The sequence below is a fragment of the Aeromonas sp. s13 genome (assembly GCF_040907905.1).
In the GTDB taxonomy this organism is placed as follows: Bacteria; Pseudomonadota; Gammaproteobacteria; order Enterobacterales; family Aeromonadaceae; genus Aeromonas; species Aeromonas veronii.
In genome coordinates this window covers 98,171-112,715 of record NZ_JBFOCS010000068.1, presented here as the reverse complement: position 1 = coordinate 112,715, position 14,545 = coordinate 98,171, and the positions used below count along the sequence as shown (strand labels likewise).

The 14,545-nt window shown below is 61.4% G+C and carries 12 protein-coding genes and 1 pseudogene; 8 read left to right on the top strand and 5 right to left on the bottom strand.

The features are described from left to right. Nucleotides 1-136 precede the first annotated feature (136 nt). The 7 genes from AB5Y82_RS13925 (at nt 137) to AB5Y82_RS13895 (ending at nt 7,813) form a co-directional block, all read left to right on the top strand. Nucleotides 137-2,341, top strand: coding sequence for a FimV/HubP family polar landmark protein (locus AB5Y82_RS13925; protein WP_368174127.1), 2,205 nt, complete (start codon nt 137-139; stop codon nt 2,339-2,341). A gap of 198 nt (nt 2,342-2,539) precedes the next feature. Next, nucleotides 2,540-3,349 (top strand): tRNA pseudouridine(38-40) synthase TruA, encoded by an 810-nt coding sequence (gene truA / locus AB5Y82_RS13920; protein WP_159143568.1) that lies wholly within the window; start codon nt 2,540-2,542, stop codon nt 3,347-3,349. Nucleotides 3,350-3,468: 119 nt separating this feature from the next. Continuing rightward, nucleotides 3,469-4,332 (top strand): acetyl-CoA carboxylase, carboxyltransferase subunit beta, encoded by an 864-nt coding sequence (gene accD, locus AB5Y82_RS13915; protein ID WP_005333765.1) that lies wholly within the window; start codon nt 3,469-3,471, stop codon nt 4,330-4,332. Nucleotides 4,333-4,334: 2 nt separating this feature from the next. Beyond that, nucleotides 4,335-5,594: a bifunctional tetrahydrofolate synthase/dihydrofolate synthase gene (gene folC / locus AB5Y82_RS13910; protein ID WP_162632545.1), complete on the top strand. Its 1,260-nt coding sequence runs from the start codon at nt 4,335-4,337 to the stop codon at nt 5,592-5,594. 74 nt (nt 5,595-5,668) lie between these two features. Continuing rightward, nucleotides 5,669-6,469: a cell division protein DedD gene (gene dedD, locus AB5Y82_RS13905; RefSeq protein WP_005352757.1), complete on the top strand. Its 801-nt coding sequence runs from the start codon at nt 5,669-5,671 to the stop codon at nt 6,467-6,469. A 171-nt stretch (nt 6,470-6,640) separates the two neighbouring features. Then, nucleotides 6,641-6,958, top strand: a complete 318-nt coding sequence (locus AB5Y82_RS13900; protein ID WP_005333757.1) for a heavy metal-binding domain-containing protein — start codon at nt 6,641-6,643, stop codon at nt 6,956-6,958. A gap of 252 nt (nt 6,959-7,210) precedes the next feature. Beyond that, nucleotides 7,211-7,813, top strand: coding sequence for a hypothetical protein (locus AB5Y82_RS13895; RefSeq protein WP_064338209.1), 603 nt, complete (start codon nt 7,211-7,213; stop codon nt 7,811-7,813). Nucleotides 7,814-7,913: 100 nt separating this feature from the next. Here AB5Y82_RS13895 and cysG read toward each other — a convergent pair whose 3' ends face one another. From cysG to AB5Y82_RS13870, 5 genes are all read right to left on the bottom strand, one after another. Then, a complete protein-coding gene (gene cysG / locus AB5Y82_RS13890) occupies nt 7,914-9,305 on the bottom strand; it encodes a siroheme synthase CysG (protein WP_201902487.1) in 1,392 nt (463 codons plus the stop codon). 197 nt (nt 9,306-9,502) lie between these two features. Continuing rightward, nucleotides 9,503-10,513, bottom strand: a complete 1,011-nt coding sequence (asrC, locus tag AB5Y82_RS13885) for a sulfite reductase subunit C (protein ID WP_201902486.1) — start codon at nt 10,511-10,513, stop codon at nt 9,503-9,505. A gap of 11 nt (nt 10,514-10,524) precedes the next feature. Then, nucleotides 10,525-11,364, bottom strand: a complete 840-nt coding sequence (gene asrB / locus AB5Y82_RS13880) for an anaerobic sulfite reductase subunit AsrB (RefSeq protein ID WP_021229668.1) — start codon at nt 11,362-11,364, stop codon at nt 10,525-10,527. Nucleotide 11,365: 1 nt separating this feature from the next. Beyond that, complete coding sequence (asrA, locus tag AB5Y82_RS13875; RefSeq protein WP_159143570.1) at nt 11,366-12,424, bottom strand: anaerobic sulfite reductase subunit AsrA; 1,059 nt, start codon at nt 12,422-12,424, stop codon at nt 11,366-11,368. A gap of 200 nt (nt 12,425-12,624) precedes the next feature. Beyond that, nucleotides 12,625-13,467 carry a patatin family protein gene (locus AB5Y82_RS13870; protein WP_042080448.1) on the bottom strand — a complete coding sequence of 281 codons (843 nt, stop codon included), beginning with the start codon at nt 13,465-13,467 and terminating at the stop codon, nt 12,625-12,627. Nucleotides 13,468-13,730: 263 nt separating this feature from the next. Between AB5Y82_RS13870 and AB5Y82_RS13865 the strand changes: the two are divergent. Further along, a pseudogene (locus AB5Y82_RS13865) lies at nt 13,731-14,521 on the top strand (S66 peptidase family protein). Nucleotides 14,522-14,545 lie beyond the last annotated feature (24 nt).

The following is a 14,545-nucleotide window of genomic DNA, read 5'->3' as shown; positions in this document are numbered from 1 at the left end:
ACTCAGGGTCAAGTTGGGTGCTAAATGTGTCGGACTGCTGGCTTGCCAGGCGAGCCTGATTTATATTGAACCGACTGTTTTGGGGTAACTATCCAGATTTTTCAATGTGATAGGGCCGTCATACGAAGGAACGAATATGGGACATTCCCGCATAACATTGGCAACGCTACTCGCATTGGGTCTGCTGGGCACCGTCCAGGCTGAAGACTCGGCGCGGGAGCCTTTTTTTGTCGAGCTAAAAGGCCCTGACGAACCCGCACCTCCCGCCGTCAATTCCCAGCCGCTGGCGCAGCCGGTCGCCAGACCCGTCGCGCAACCGGTGCGTACAACCGCCCAGCCGGTGGTGCGTCAGGTCACTGCCAATGCCGGTAGCTATGGCCCCGTTCGTCCGACCGATACCCTCTGGAGCCTGGCGAGCAAATATCGCCCCTCCAATCGGGTCAGCGTCTACCAGACCATGGTGGCGATTTACGAGAAAAACCCCCGCAGTTTTGCCGATGGCAATATCAACCACATTCTGGTGGGCTCCCGCATTCTGCTGCCGACCGCGGCCGAGGCGAGCGTCATCACTGATGCACAGGCCCGCGCCAAGTTCCGCAGCGACAACGCCAGCTGGAAGGGGTTAAGCCCCAAATATCTGGCTGACAAGCAGGCCCATACCGCCAAACCCGCTGCCGCCAAACCCGTGAAGGTTGAAGCCGCCAAGACCGAGCCGGTGAAGGCTGCGCCTGCGCCGCTGCCAGTGGCGAAAGCCTCCCCCATTCCCGCCCCGGTGGTGGCACCGCAACCGGCGGCTGAAACCAAAGAAGTGGCCAAGGTGAGCGAGCCTGCGCCGAAAGAGGCGGTAGCACCTGCTCCGAGCGCAGCAGAAGGCACCACACCGGCGCCTCTGCCTTCCGATCTGGATAAACCGGTGGGCAAACCGGCCACCGAGATGGCGCTGGCACTGGAAGATGCCAATGCCCAGCTCGGCCAGGTGACCGAGATGAACCACAGGCTCAAGTTGCGTCTGCAATCCCTGACCGAAGAGGTGGAGACCCTCAAGGCCCAGCTGCAGGATCAGACCGCGCTGCAAAAAGAGATTGCCGAGCTCAAGGCCCAACCGGTCCCGCCGGTGGCAGCCGAGCCTGAGCCTGAGAAAAACTGGTTGATGGATCTGCTCTCCTCACCGCTCAACCTCGCCATGATCATTCTGCTGCCGGTGCTGCTGGTATTGGCGCTGGTGACCCTGTGGCTGCGTGCCCGGGCCCGCCGCGAACTGGAAGAGCAGGAGAAGAGCCTCTCCGAATCCACCGCCATGATGATGGATCAGGAGCAGAGCGAGTTTGATGATCTGCTGAGCGTCGATGTGACCGACAACGAGCCGGTGCGCCCGGTGCCGGATCTCAACACCCCGGATGGCTTTATGCCGATGGAGCCTGACGAGCCGGCCGCCAAGCCGGATGTCGATCTGGTGTTCAGCGACGAGGGCGAGATGGAGCTGCAGGGCTTTGAGCCCGAGCGGATGGCGGCCCAGCCAGCCAGTCGTGACCCGGATCTGGTGCCGGATCTCGATCTCGCGCTGGATGAGCCCATTGCGCTGGCCAACGAGCCCGCCATGGATCTGGCCAGCGAGTTCAACCCCAAGCCCAAGGCCGCTGACGAGATCATGAGCGAAGAGGAGCTGCAGGCAGCCCTGTTTGCCGAGCTGGATGCGGATCTCTCAGCCGACCTCGAGCCCGATTTGAGCTCCATCGACGAAGTCGGCTCCGCTGACGACGATCTGGCGAGCTTCGATCTCGGCGATTTCGACAGTGCCCTCGACGAGCCTGCTGCTGGCAAAGATGATAACGCCATTGATCTCAGTGCCGCAGAGGACGCTGACGAGAGTGCGGATGCCATGCTGGCCGAGCTCGGTCTTGAGCCTGTCAAGGCGAAGGAAGCGGAGCTGGATCTGGAGTGGGATCCCAACGAGCTGGCGCTCTCCGATTTCGAAGATGCGTTTGCCGAGGTGGAATCACATCCGGCAGATCTCCAGCCCCGTGAGCAGGCACAGGAGAGTGGCTACGTCGAGATCGACAAGCTGCTGGCCGAAGCGGATGCCACTGCGCCGGAGCAGGAGCCGTATCAGGGCTTCTCGCTGGATGTGGGGCTCGATGGCTTCCCCGAGGTACTGCCGGAATCCACCGGATTTGACGTGGATGCCGACGACGGCGGTGTGGGTGCCAAGCTGGATCTGGCCCGTGCCTACCTCGAGATTGACGACAAGGATAGCGCCCGCGAGCTGCTGCAAGAGGCGGCGGAGCAGGGCAGCGATCACCAGCGCGCCGAAGCCGAGAAGTTGCTCAAGCGGTTGGGCTAAAGCATCTCCCATCACGGGATCAGCAAAACGGGGGCAGCCAGCAGGCTGCCCTCTTCTTTTGGCGATTTGCGATGGGGGTCATGGCCGCGCAGGCTCATAATAGAGGCCAATTGCGCGCGTGGTGGGACTTTTCGGGCTGAGCGCGTATAATCCGCCCCGTTTCTTTCACTGCGTTTTCACAACAAGACAAGTTTATCCATGCGAATTGCCCTAGGTATTGAATATGACGGCAGCCGGTATTTCGGCTGGCAGCGTCAGCGTGAAGTGATCAGCGTGCAGGCTGAACTGGAGACGGCGCTGAGCCGGATTGCCAACCACCCTGTCTCCATCCAGTGTGCCGGACGCACCGATGCCGGTGTCCATGCGACCGGTCAGGTGATCCACTTCGATACCGAGGCGAACCGTGCCGAAGGGGCCTGGACCCTGGGGCTCAATTCCAACCTGCCGCCGGATATCGCCGTGCGCTGGGTCAAGCAGGTGGACGAGAGCTTCCACGCCCGCTTCAGCGCCACCGCCCGTCGCTACCGCTATGTCATCTACAACCACAACTACCGGCCGGCGATCCTCGGCAGTGGCGTCAGCCACTACCACGAGACCATCGATGCGGATTTGATGCACCAGGCGGGCCAGAGCCTGCTGGGGGAGCACGACTTCAGCACCTTCCGTGCCGTCGCCTGCCAATCCAACACCCCGTGGCGCAATGTGACCCATCTTTGTGTCAGCCGCTCCGGCCCCTACATCGTGCTCGACATCAAGGCCAACGCCTTCCTGCACCATATGGTGCGCAACATCACCGGCTCCCTGCTGCTGGTGGGGCAGGGGCTCAAACCGGTGGAGTGGATTGCCGAGGTGCTGGCTGCCCGGGATCGCAATCTGGCCGGGCCGACCGCCAAGGCCGGTGGCCTCTATCTGGTCGATGTGGATTACCCGGCCGAGTTTGCTCTACCGCAGTTGCCGCTCGGCCCGCTGTGGCTGCCCGACTCGGCACCGGGTACGACCAGTTTTTAGTAACTGCGCCCGAAAAATTGTGGTTTAATGACCCGTCATTTGTTGCCATCGAGCTATTAAGTCATTGAACAATCTAGGCTCGATGCGTTTTGTCAGGCACAAAAGCATTAAGGAATTCCATGAGCTGGCTTGAGAAGATTCTTCCCAAGAGCAAGATCACTGCGCCCCGTCGTCACAACATTCCGGAAGGGGTGTGGACCAAGTGCAGTGCTTGTGAACAGGTGCTCTACCGGGCAGAGTTGGAGCGCAACCTCGAAGTGTGCCCCAAGTGTGATCATCATATGCGCATCAGCGCCCGCGCCCGTCTCGAGAGCTTCCTCGATGAGCAGGGTCGTACCGAGATCGGTGCCGAGCTGGAGCCGCAGGATGTACTGAAATTCAAGGATTCCAAGCGCTACAAGGATCGTTTGTCTGCCGCTCAGAAAGAGACGGCGGAGAAAGATGCGCTGGTGGTGATGAAAGGGACCCTCAAAGGGGTACCGGTTGTCGCCTGTTCGTTCGAATTCTCCTTCATGGGTGGCTCCATGGCCTCCGTGGTCGGTGCCCGCTTCGTGCGCGCCGTCGAGGAGTGCATCAAGGAAGGCCGTGGTCTGGTCTGCTTCTCCGCCTCTGGTGGTGCTCGCATGCAGGAAGCGCTGTTCTCCCTGATGCAGATGGCCAAGACCAGTGCGGCGCTGGACAGACTCACCAAGGCGGGCCTGCCCTATATCTCCGTGCTGACCGACCCAACCATGGGTGGCGTCTCTGCCAGTCTGGCGATGCTGGGCGACATCAACGTGGGCGAGCCCAAGGCGCTGATCGGCTTTGCCGGCCCGCGTGTTATAGAGCAGACCGTGCGCGAGAAACTGCCGGAAGGCTTCCAGCGCTCCGAGTTCCTGCTGGAAAAGGGTGCCATCGATATCATCATCGATCGCCGCGAAATGCGTAACCGTCTGGCCAGCCTGCTCGCCAAAATGCTGAATACTCACGTCATCGAAGAGTGAAGATGAGTTCAAACATGCAACAATCCCAAAGCCGGTCGCTTGTCGACTGGCTTTCTTATTTGGAGCAGCTCCATCCGGTCAATATCGACATGGGGCTGGATCGGGTCGGTGCTGTCGCCCGGCGCATGGGTCTCACCCAGCTGCCGTTCAAGGTGATCACGGTGGCGGGCACCAACGGCAAGGGCTCCAGCTGTGCCATGGCGGCCAGCATTCTGATGGCCGCAGGCTATAAGGTCGGCGTCTACTCCTCGCCCCATCTGCTGCGCTTTACCGAGCGGGTGCGGGTCAACGGGCAAGAGCTGCCCGACAGCGATCACTGCGCCGCCTTTGCCGAGGTGGAAGCGGCCCGCGGCGAGATTGCCCTTACCTTCTTCGAGTTCGCCACCCTGGCCGGTTTGTGGCTCTTCTGCCGCGCCGCACCGGATGTGCTGCTGCTGGAAGTGGGGCTGGGCGGGCGGCTCGACGCCACCAATGTGGTGGAGTCCGATGTGGCGATGATCACCTCCATTGCCCTCGATCACTGCGACTGGCTGGGTGATACCCGCGAAGCAGTGGCGGTGGAGAAGGCGGGGGTCTATCGCGCCGGTAAACCCGCCATCAGTGGCGAACCCAATCCGCCTGCGACTATCGCGAGTGAAGCCCAGCGTCTTGGCACCAACCTGCGTCAGGTCGGTATCGATTTTCGTGGCGATGAGCACGAGAGCGGTTGGGATTATCACGGCCTAAACCAGTGGCGGGATCTGCCAAAACCGGCGCTACCGCTGATGAACGCGGTGACCGTGCTGGCGGCGCTGGAATCCCTCGGCTTGCCGCTGCCGGAGTCCGCCATTCGTGACGGGCTGGCCAATGCCCGACTGGCTGGCCGGATGCAGCAGCTGCAAAGTGCGCCGCTGGTGATCGTCGATGTGGCCCATAACCCCCATTCGGCAGCCTATCTGGCCGCGCAATTGCGCAAGATGCCCTGCTCGGGTGTACGCCGCGCCGTGGTCGGCATGCTCAAAGACAAGGACATGGCGGGATCCCTTGCCGAACTCGATGGCCTGATCGGCGAGTGGTATCTGGCCAGTCTCACTGGCCCGCGCGCCGCCACTGCTGCGCAACTGGCTGCGGCGTTGGGGGAGGGCAAAGGGCCTGCCAGGGAGTTTGATGATGTCAGCGCCGCTTATCAAGCAGCGTTGGCCGCATCGAGTCCGGACGATATGGTCATTGTGTTTGGTTCGTTTTACACTGTCGCCGACATTCTGGCGGGTGTCGCCGTCTAGGCCACACCCCGGCTCCCTGGCCTTCGGGCGGGGAGCCAAATCGCATATTGAGTTACGTAAAGGTAGGATTCAACTTGGCCTCGAAGTTTCAAAACCGTCTGGTGGGCACCGTCATCCTGGTGGCCCTGGTTGTTATTTTCCTGCCGGACTTGCTGGATGGTCACAAGCTGGCACAAAAGGAGGAGGCCTTTGCCAAGATCCCGCTGCGCCCCGAGCTGGAGCCTGCCAAGCCTGCGCTGCAGGTCTCGGCAGCCAGCAGCCTGCCCGCCGATCATCTGGCCAGCCAGCAACAGGCCTCTGCGGCCCAGCAGTGGCAAGTGGAAGAGGTGGCTGACCCCATGACCCTCGCCGGTCAGGGCAACGGTGCGCAGCCGGCGACAACCCCTGCCGCACCGGCGCCGGTCCAGCCGCAACAGAATGCTCAACCCAAGCCACAGCCCAAGCCGGAAGTGGTGGCCAAAAAGCCGGTCGAACCGCCCAAGCCAGCCCCCAAGCCGACGCCAGCCAAACCGGTTGAAGTGGCCAAGGCGCCCGCGCCGGCCAAGCCGCAGGCGGGTCAGATCAAGTCCCTCGACGATCTGATTGAAAGCAAGATGACCCAGCCGACCACACCCGCGCCTGCTGCGGCACCGGCACAGGGTAGCTGGATCCTCCAGCTTGGCGCCTTCAAGAACGTCGACAGCGTCAACGCGCTGGTGAGCAAGCTGCGGGCGGCGGGCTACTCTGCCCACACCTCGCCGCGCACACCGGTGCAGGGTCAGCTCAACCGGGTCTTTATCGGACCGGATGTCTCCAAGGCCAAACTGCAGGGGATGCAGGGGCGGATCTCCCAGATGACCGGCCTCAGTGGCTCGGTGGTCTCTTACAATCCGTGACGGCTTGCCGTTGGCAATGGCCCTCTGAAACAAACACCGCGCCACGTGCGCGGTGTTTTTTTATCTGACCGTCGTGATTTTTAAGGACGGCGTCGTACAGGCCACCCCCCGGTTGGGATTTTCGGGCAGTTGGGGTAGTCTGAGCCCTTCTGCTACTCACAGGAGTTCAAGATGATCCTCTCGACGACCCCCACGCTGGAAGGCAAAACCATTCGTGAATACCGCGGCATCGTGGTTGGCGAAGCCATTCTCGGCGCCAATATTTTCAAGGATCTCTTTGCCGGGATCCGTGACATCATCGGCGGCCGCTCCGGCGCCTATGAAAAAGAGCTGGCCCGTGCCCGCGAGATCGCCTTCGATGAGCTGAAAGAGCGCGCAGCGGCCCTTGGTGCCAACGCAGTGGTCGGCATCGATATCGACTACGAAGTGGTAGGGCAAAATGGCAGCATGCTGATGGTCAGCATCAGTGGCACTGCCGTGGTGGTCTGATCGGACATCCGCCTCTGCATGGGCAATGAGCCGATAACCGAGTTATCGGCTTTTTTATTGCCTGTCTGATACGTGGCGGCTGGCAGGAATGTTACTTAACTTATTGATTCTAAATATTTATATTTATTAATAATTCCGCTGACCGGTTTTATTTTTTTTAACTGGGTAGCCCGAGAGGGTCAAGCTAGAGTGCCGCCATCAGGAACGACACCGCTCACGGACGAGGTTCTCTTCTCTTGAAGGCGTATCAAAATGAATCAAAAACCTGCTCTGCTGACCCTTGTCATGTTGGCCATGACCGCCCATGCCGGCAGTGCCCTTGCGGCGCTGCCCAACTTCAGCGCCACCTGTCCCACCGATATCCGGGTCAAGTCGCAAGGGGGCAACGTCTTTATCAATGGCAAGAAGGCGACTCTGAAAACGCTGGCGCCCGCCGCCTATTCGGCCACGAGCGGCAAGGTGGTCATCGGGATCACCTTCGATCTGCCCGCCAGCGAACCCACCCTGGATTACGTCATCAAGCATGATCGCCGGGCCCACGGCTTTTGTACCGTGCACGCCTGGTCGGCGGGCAAGGCAGCCGCACTGCCGATGGCCAAGGGGGACTCGCCCTATCAGGGCAAGTGGATCGCCAAGAACCGCGAGACAGGCGCCACGGTGGCCAATATTCAGGTGGATGGCAAGGAGCAGGTGTGGGTCAACGGAGTCAAGGTGAAGGCCAAGCGGGCCGATGGCGCGCTACAGTTTCGTCAGGGCACCATCCTCTACACCTTGCAGGGGGATCCGCGCATTCGCGATGAGAGCGACTGGAATGACAGCGATGTTCAGAATACCGGCCCCATCCGGCTCGAGTAACAGACACGCCTTGCCACGGCTTGGTCATTGATGCAAAAAACAGAGAGCGGCATGGCCGCTCTCTGTTTTGTTGTCTCTATTGGGTGATAGCCGTGCGGGATTAGATGCCGTGGATGGCGTTGGCTTCCCCATACCAGTCCAGCTTGTCGGCCAGGGTGACCACCGAGCCGATGATGATGAGGCTCGGGCTCTTCACCTGACGGGCCAGTTCGGCCAACTGCTGCAGCTCGCCGCGCACCACCCGCTGACTGAGCTGGGTGCCTTGCTCCACCAGCGCCACGGGGGTGTGACCGGGCATGCCGTGGGTTTGCAGCGCATCCTGAATGCGGGCGGCGTGGGCCAGCCCCATGTAGAACACCAGAGTCTGGCGGGGGGCGGCCAGCGTCGACCACTCCTGGGCGATATTGCCCTCCTTGTCGTGGCCGGTGATGAACTGCACCCGCTGGGCGTGATCACGGTGGGTGAGGGGAATGCCGCTGTAGGCGGCGCAACCCGATGCAGCCGTAATGCCCGGTACTACCGAGAAGGGGATGCCCGCCTCGGCCAGGGTTTCCAGCTCCTCGCCACCCCGGCCAAAGATAAAGGGATCGCCCCCCTTGAGCCGCACCACCTGTTTGCCCAGCTGCGCTTGTTTCAGCAACAACTGGTTGATCGCCTGCTGGGGCACACAGTGGCGGCCCGCCTCCTTGCCAACAAAGATCCGCTCGGCATCCCGGCGAACAAGCGCCAACACCTCCTGCGAGACCAGCCGGTCATAGACCACTACATCCGCCTGTTGCAGCTGCTGCAAGCCGTTCAGGGTAAGCAGCCCCGCATCGCCGGGGCCGGCGCCCACCAGGGTGACGCTTCCCTTGCTCTGTAGTTGCTCATCGAGCAGCTCGGCGACGCTCTGCTCGGCAGCCTGCTGCTGGCCGCGGGCCAGTTGGCGGGTGAGGCGATCGTGGCTAAAGAGCCGCTCCCAGAAGCGGCGGCGGGCCAGCTTGTCCGGAATGAGTTTGACCCGCTCGCGCAGCTTGCCCGCCAGCACCGCGAGCTGGCCGAGGTGTTGCGGCAGCATGGCTTCGAGTTTTTCCCGCAGCTGGCGGCTTAGAACCGGCGCCGCGCCTGCGCTGGAGATGGCCACCATCAGCGGCGAGCGGTCGATGATCGCGGGCATGATGGCGCTGCAGTGGGCAGGAGAGTCCACCACATTGCAGAAGATCTGGCGCAGGTTCGCCTCATGAAAGACCTGCTGGTTGACCTCTTGCTGGTTGGTGGCGGCGATCACCAGCCACTTGCCATCGAGCAGTTCGGGATGAAAATCGGCGGCGCAGACGGTCAGGCGACCCTGCTCGGCCCAGCTCATCAGCTGGGGTTCCAGATGCGGGGCATTGATGGTGATCTTCGCCTTGGCATCGAGCAGCAGGCGCGCCTTGCGCACCGCCACCTCACCGCCGCCGACGATCAGGACCGGCTTGTTTTGCAGCTGACAGAAGAGAGGGAGAAAGTCCATAACAGGCTCCGGATGCTGGCCCGCTCGCAATGCCGCGCCGGGCGAGATAGCAGGGCGCGCCGTGACGCACCCCGGATGGTCGGGGGAAAGATCCCCCGACGGGAATAAAAAAGGGGAAGGGTGATCTACGCCCGGGCCAACGACAGATCCCCACCGGTGTCGGCCACTTGATCACGCTTCCCCAAACGAGGTTTTTCCTATTGCACCGCTTTGACGTGCATGTTGGCGACGTACTGATCTTCGGCCCAGAAGATGCGGTCAGCGACCATGGCTTCCGGGTTGAGGGTGACGCCGCGCAGCACCCGCTCCTTGAACTTGTGATAACCGGCCCGGTCGATAAGGTGACCCATGTGCAGATAGATGGGTTTGCCATCCAGCATCTCGGCCTCGAACTCGAACAGGTTCTTGATCACCGCATGCAGCACCTCTTCGGTCACCCAGTTGAGGAACAGCTTGCCGGTACGGGGGGTCTTCTTGCTGGTGCGCCCCCCCAGCTTGACCATGTAGAGCTGCTTGGGATCCCGCTGCCAAGCCAGGGTCGGGCAGGCCAACACGCACTCGCCACAGCCGATGCACTTGCTCTCCTCCTTGACCGCCTTGCCATGCTTGATGGCGAGGCAATCCACCGCGTGGTGGCTGCATGCCTTGACGCAGGCGCCGCAGCCGATGCAGCGCTCGGCATTGAAGTGGATCTTGGCGATGCCGAGGATACCGAAGTCGGCCATGTTGGCCTTGGCGCAGTCGTTGGGGCAGCCGGCGATCACCATCTTGAGGTGATAGGGGTTGGGGTAGAGGTGTTTCTCCATCCGCTGAGCCATCCCGGTGCAGTCGATATTGCCCTTCTGGCAGATGGTGTTGCCCTGACAGGCGACGATGTTGCGCCCGCCGATGGTCTGGTAACCGGCTGTGGTGTCCTCTACCTCGATGCCGCAGGTCTCCACCTCGATCTCCTTGATAAAGGGTTCGAGGGCGGCGTTGACCTTGTCCATGTCCTGATACTTGATGCCGGGCATCGCCAGCTTCTGGCGGGTGGTGAGGTGGATCAGGCCGTTGCCGTACTGTTCGGCGATCTGCTGGGCCACAGCCAGCAGGTGGGCGGGCATGATCCCGCCGGGAATGCGTACGCTGATCATCGCTTCGCCGCGCACCTTGGAGAGGCGGTATTCGTTCTTGGCGCGGGCCTTGATGATGTCGATATCGAGACTCATGGTGTTCTCCCTCAGTCGATCAGATGCTGGGCCTGGTCAAAACGAAAGACCGGTCCATCCACGCAGATATAGGTGTCGCCCATCCGGCAGTGGCCGCATTTGCCCACGGCGCAGGCCATGCGGCGTTCGTAGTCGACCCAGATGCGATCCTTGGGGATGCCCCGCTCGAGGAAGGCGAGCACCACGAAGCGGATCATGATGGGGGGGCCGACCACGATCACCTGGATATCCTCCTTGTCAGCGAGATCCAGCTGGTCGATGTAGTCGGTGACCCGGCCGATGCGAAACTGCTCGCTCTCCTTACCCTCGTCCAGGGTGACAATGAGGTTCTGCTGCTCGGCCCAGAGCGGCATCTCGTGGCGATAGAGCACCGCCTGCTCGTTCTTGAAGCCGAGGATCATGTCGAGGGACTTCACCTCTTCCGGGTGTTTGCTGAAGCGGCGCAGCAGCCCCTTGACCGGCGCGACGCCGGTGCCGCCCGCCACCACGATGAGGTGCTGGTTGCGGTAGGTCTCCAGCGGATAGCCGTTGCCGTGGACGCCGCGCATCCACACCTTGTCGCCCACATCGAGGGCAAACAGCGCATCGGTCACCTTGCCGACCTTGCGGATCAACAGATCCACATAACCATCGCCATAGTCGGAGACCGAGATGGGCGCTTCGCCCACGGTGGGCAGGGAGATCTCCACAAACTGGCCGTAGTGGACATCAAAGTCGCGTGATACTCGAAAGTTCCACTCCAGCTCGGTGTGGCGCTCGATGGCCAGAATGGTGTAGGCCTTGGGCAGCAGGCGGTTTTCGACCACGTCCTGCTGCGGTTCTGCTGTTGCGGTTTGCTGGCACTGGCACATATCAGTTCGCCCCCTGCGCGTTGTCGGCTGCGATGGTCTGTTCGACCACATCGGTCATCTTGTTGATGATGTTGCTAAAGGAGATGTAGTGAGGGCAGCGATCGTCGCAGCGGCCACAGCCGACGCACATGTGCTCCTCCCCCTGACGGGCCTTGTAGTCGTTGACCTTGTGCAGGGCGCGATAACGCAGGCGCTCGCCATGTTTGGCGCGAAAACCGTGGCCACCGGCCATGTCGCTAAAGCCATCCACCATACAGCTGGCCCACTGGCGACGGCGCTCGCCCTGCTTGGGGTTCTCCGCATAGGTGAGGTCGTGCACGCTGTAGCAACTGCAGGTCGGGCAGGAGGTGGTACAGCGGCCGCAGCCGATGCAGCGGCTGTCGTACTCGGCCCAGACCGGATGAGCGGTGAGGATTTGGCGGATCCGCTGGGGGTCGTCACAGACGCTGTCCGGGGTGCGTACCTTGACCGGGTTGCTCTGGACAAATTCCGGGGTGAAGTCGTCGGATTCACCCAGCTCGGCAAAGTAACCGAGCAGCTCGGGATCCTTCACCTCGATGCGGGCGCCCTCATCGCTCAGACGAATGGCGGCGGCGTAGTCCTGGGTCTTGTTGCTGCCCATGGAGACGCAGAAGCAGTTCTCGAAGCTCTCGCGGCACTCCAGCAGTACCAGCTTGAGCTTGCTGCGCAGCCGGGCGTAGTAGACGTCGCTGTTCTGGCCGTTTTTCAGGTAGACCTGATCCAGCCTGCGCAGGGCGTGGATATCGCAGCTGCGCAAGAACAGCAGGGTGGGTTTGGCCTCCACCTTTGATTCGCGCAGTTCCAGATTGTCGAAGTGGAACAGGGTCTGGGTGATGGGGAGCACCACCTCTTTCGGGGAGAAGTGGGACTTCTCCTGCCACACCAGATCGGCCGGATGGCGGATGCTGTGGTAGGTGACGTTGTCGGTGTCGGAGAAGCGGCCGCCCCGATATTCGGCCGCGGGCGCCATGATCCGGTAATCGGACAGCAGACGCTCGAACAGCTGCGCCAGCGCGGGATGGGTGAGAAGAAACGACATAAATAAACACCTTGTATGAGGGTGAGATGCCCTGGCATAGGGATGAGGAGCGGGCCGGTCAGGATGTCTGGCATCGGTTCTGGCCGCGCTTGCCTCGCCACGGTCTGTTTTTATGACTCATGTTGCTCAACTGACCCGATTGTTATTGTGTTGGCGGCGCGTGCGTCGCGGCAGGTCGGGTCATGCCTGTAAAACCCTTATCAATTGAGCAGGGCGGCCTGATAGCCTGCGCACTTGCCCATCACGTATCCCATCTCCAGCTTGTTGATATCGCGGGTGAAACGGGAGACGGGGAAGTAGTCGGCCGGGGCGATCACCTCGATCTGGCAGTCATCCGGCGGATTGGCGATAAAATCGAGCGCCTCGTTGTAGCTGCGATCCCGCTGCTCCAGCGCCTGTGCCAGCGCGGGGCGGGTCTTGAGCAGAGTGCGGATCATCCAGGGGAAGGGCATCGGCTTGAGCCGGTAGCCAAGCGGCTCGGAGAGGATCACCGTCAGGTGACGGGCACCGCGGCGGTAGGCCTCGATCACCGGGATGGAGTCGGCCACCCCGCCATCTGTCATCGGTACCCCGTGCACTTCCGGGTATTCGTGGGAGGCGAGGGGAATGGCGCAGCTGGCCGGCAGCACCTCGTTCATGTTCTCCGGCTTGACCCGGATGTACTCCGCCTTGCCGGTCAGGGTATTGGTCACCACCGCATAGAAGGGGATGCCGGTCTCCCGGTAGGCGTGAATGTCGAGGGGATACTTGCGGCAGCTGGTGTTCCACAGCCAGTGGATATCCACCAGATTGCCCCCCTTGGCAAAGCGCAGGGGATCCATAAATTGCTGGCTGCACGCCAGTTTGGTCAGGATCTCGTGGCTGCGGCCATGCTGGCTGGCAAGGTAGGCCAGCAAGTTGGTGGCCCCCGCCGAGACGCCGATGGCGAAGTCAAAGGGGCGATAGTCATGCTCGATAAACGCATCCAGCACGCCGCTGGCAAATATGCCGCGCATGGCGCCGCCTTCTACAACCAATGCGCTGGGGGATGCGTTTTTGTTCATGACAGACACCTCATTGATATGCGAGAGAAAAAGTGGGAAAGAGAACGTCCGGGCTGTCAGGCCGACCATTCTGACAACCAACCGGGGTTGGCCATCGCAATGAGGTCATTCTAGGAAGGGGATGGTGTTTAGAATATCTGTTAATAATGAATAAGGTGTTTTTTATTTCTAAACAACTGTAATAAACCCGTTGTGATCAAAGGGGTTGTGTAGGAGTCTCAACGACTCTGTGATGGCTGGATATTGGCAAGGATGAGTGTGTCATGACGTTATTGGTTCCCCCGCTGCTCCGACGTGGCGATACCATCGCTTTTTTCTCCCCCTCCAGTGCAGCGACCGCCTGGGCCCCCAACCGTTTTGCCCGTGCCAGGGCGTTTCTTGAAGGGCAGGGTTTCAAACTCAAGGCCGGTAGCCTGACCGGCCAGCAGGATCACTGGCGTTCCGGCTCGATTGCTGCTCGGGCCGAAGAGCTCAACGCCCTTATTCGCGACCCAGAAGTGCGCTGCATCATGTCGGTGATTGGCGGCAGCAACTCCAACTCCCTGCTGCCCTACCTCGATGTTGAGGCGCTGAGGCGCGATCCCAAGATCATCGTTGGCTACTCCGATGTGACGGCGCTGCTGCTCGGCATCCATGCCCAAACTGGCCTGGTTACCTTTTATGGCCCGGCGCTGGTGGCCTCCTTTGGCGAGTTGCCGCCGCTGGTGGATGAGACGCTGGCCAGTTTTTTACAGATTGCGTTGGCCGACGAAGCTGGCGTCCCCTGCACGCTGCCCACCCCGGCAAAGTGGAGCGATGAACGGCTCGATTGGGAGAACCAGACCCGGGCCAAGCAGTGCCAGCCCAATCGGCTGATCTCGGTGGGCTCAGGCCGGGTTGAGGGGAGGCTGATGGGCGGCAACCTCAACAGGGGGAGCCGAACTTCCCCATTCTGGCGGAGTTTGACTGCGCCCATACCCACCCCATGCTGACGCTGCCGCTGGGCATCGAGGCGGCACTCGATCTCGACCGCCAGCAGCTCACCTTGCTGGAGCCCTGGTGGCGAGCAGAATGAGGGCGAAATGAATGTCAAAAATGG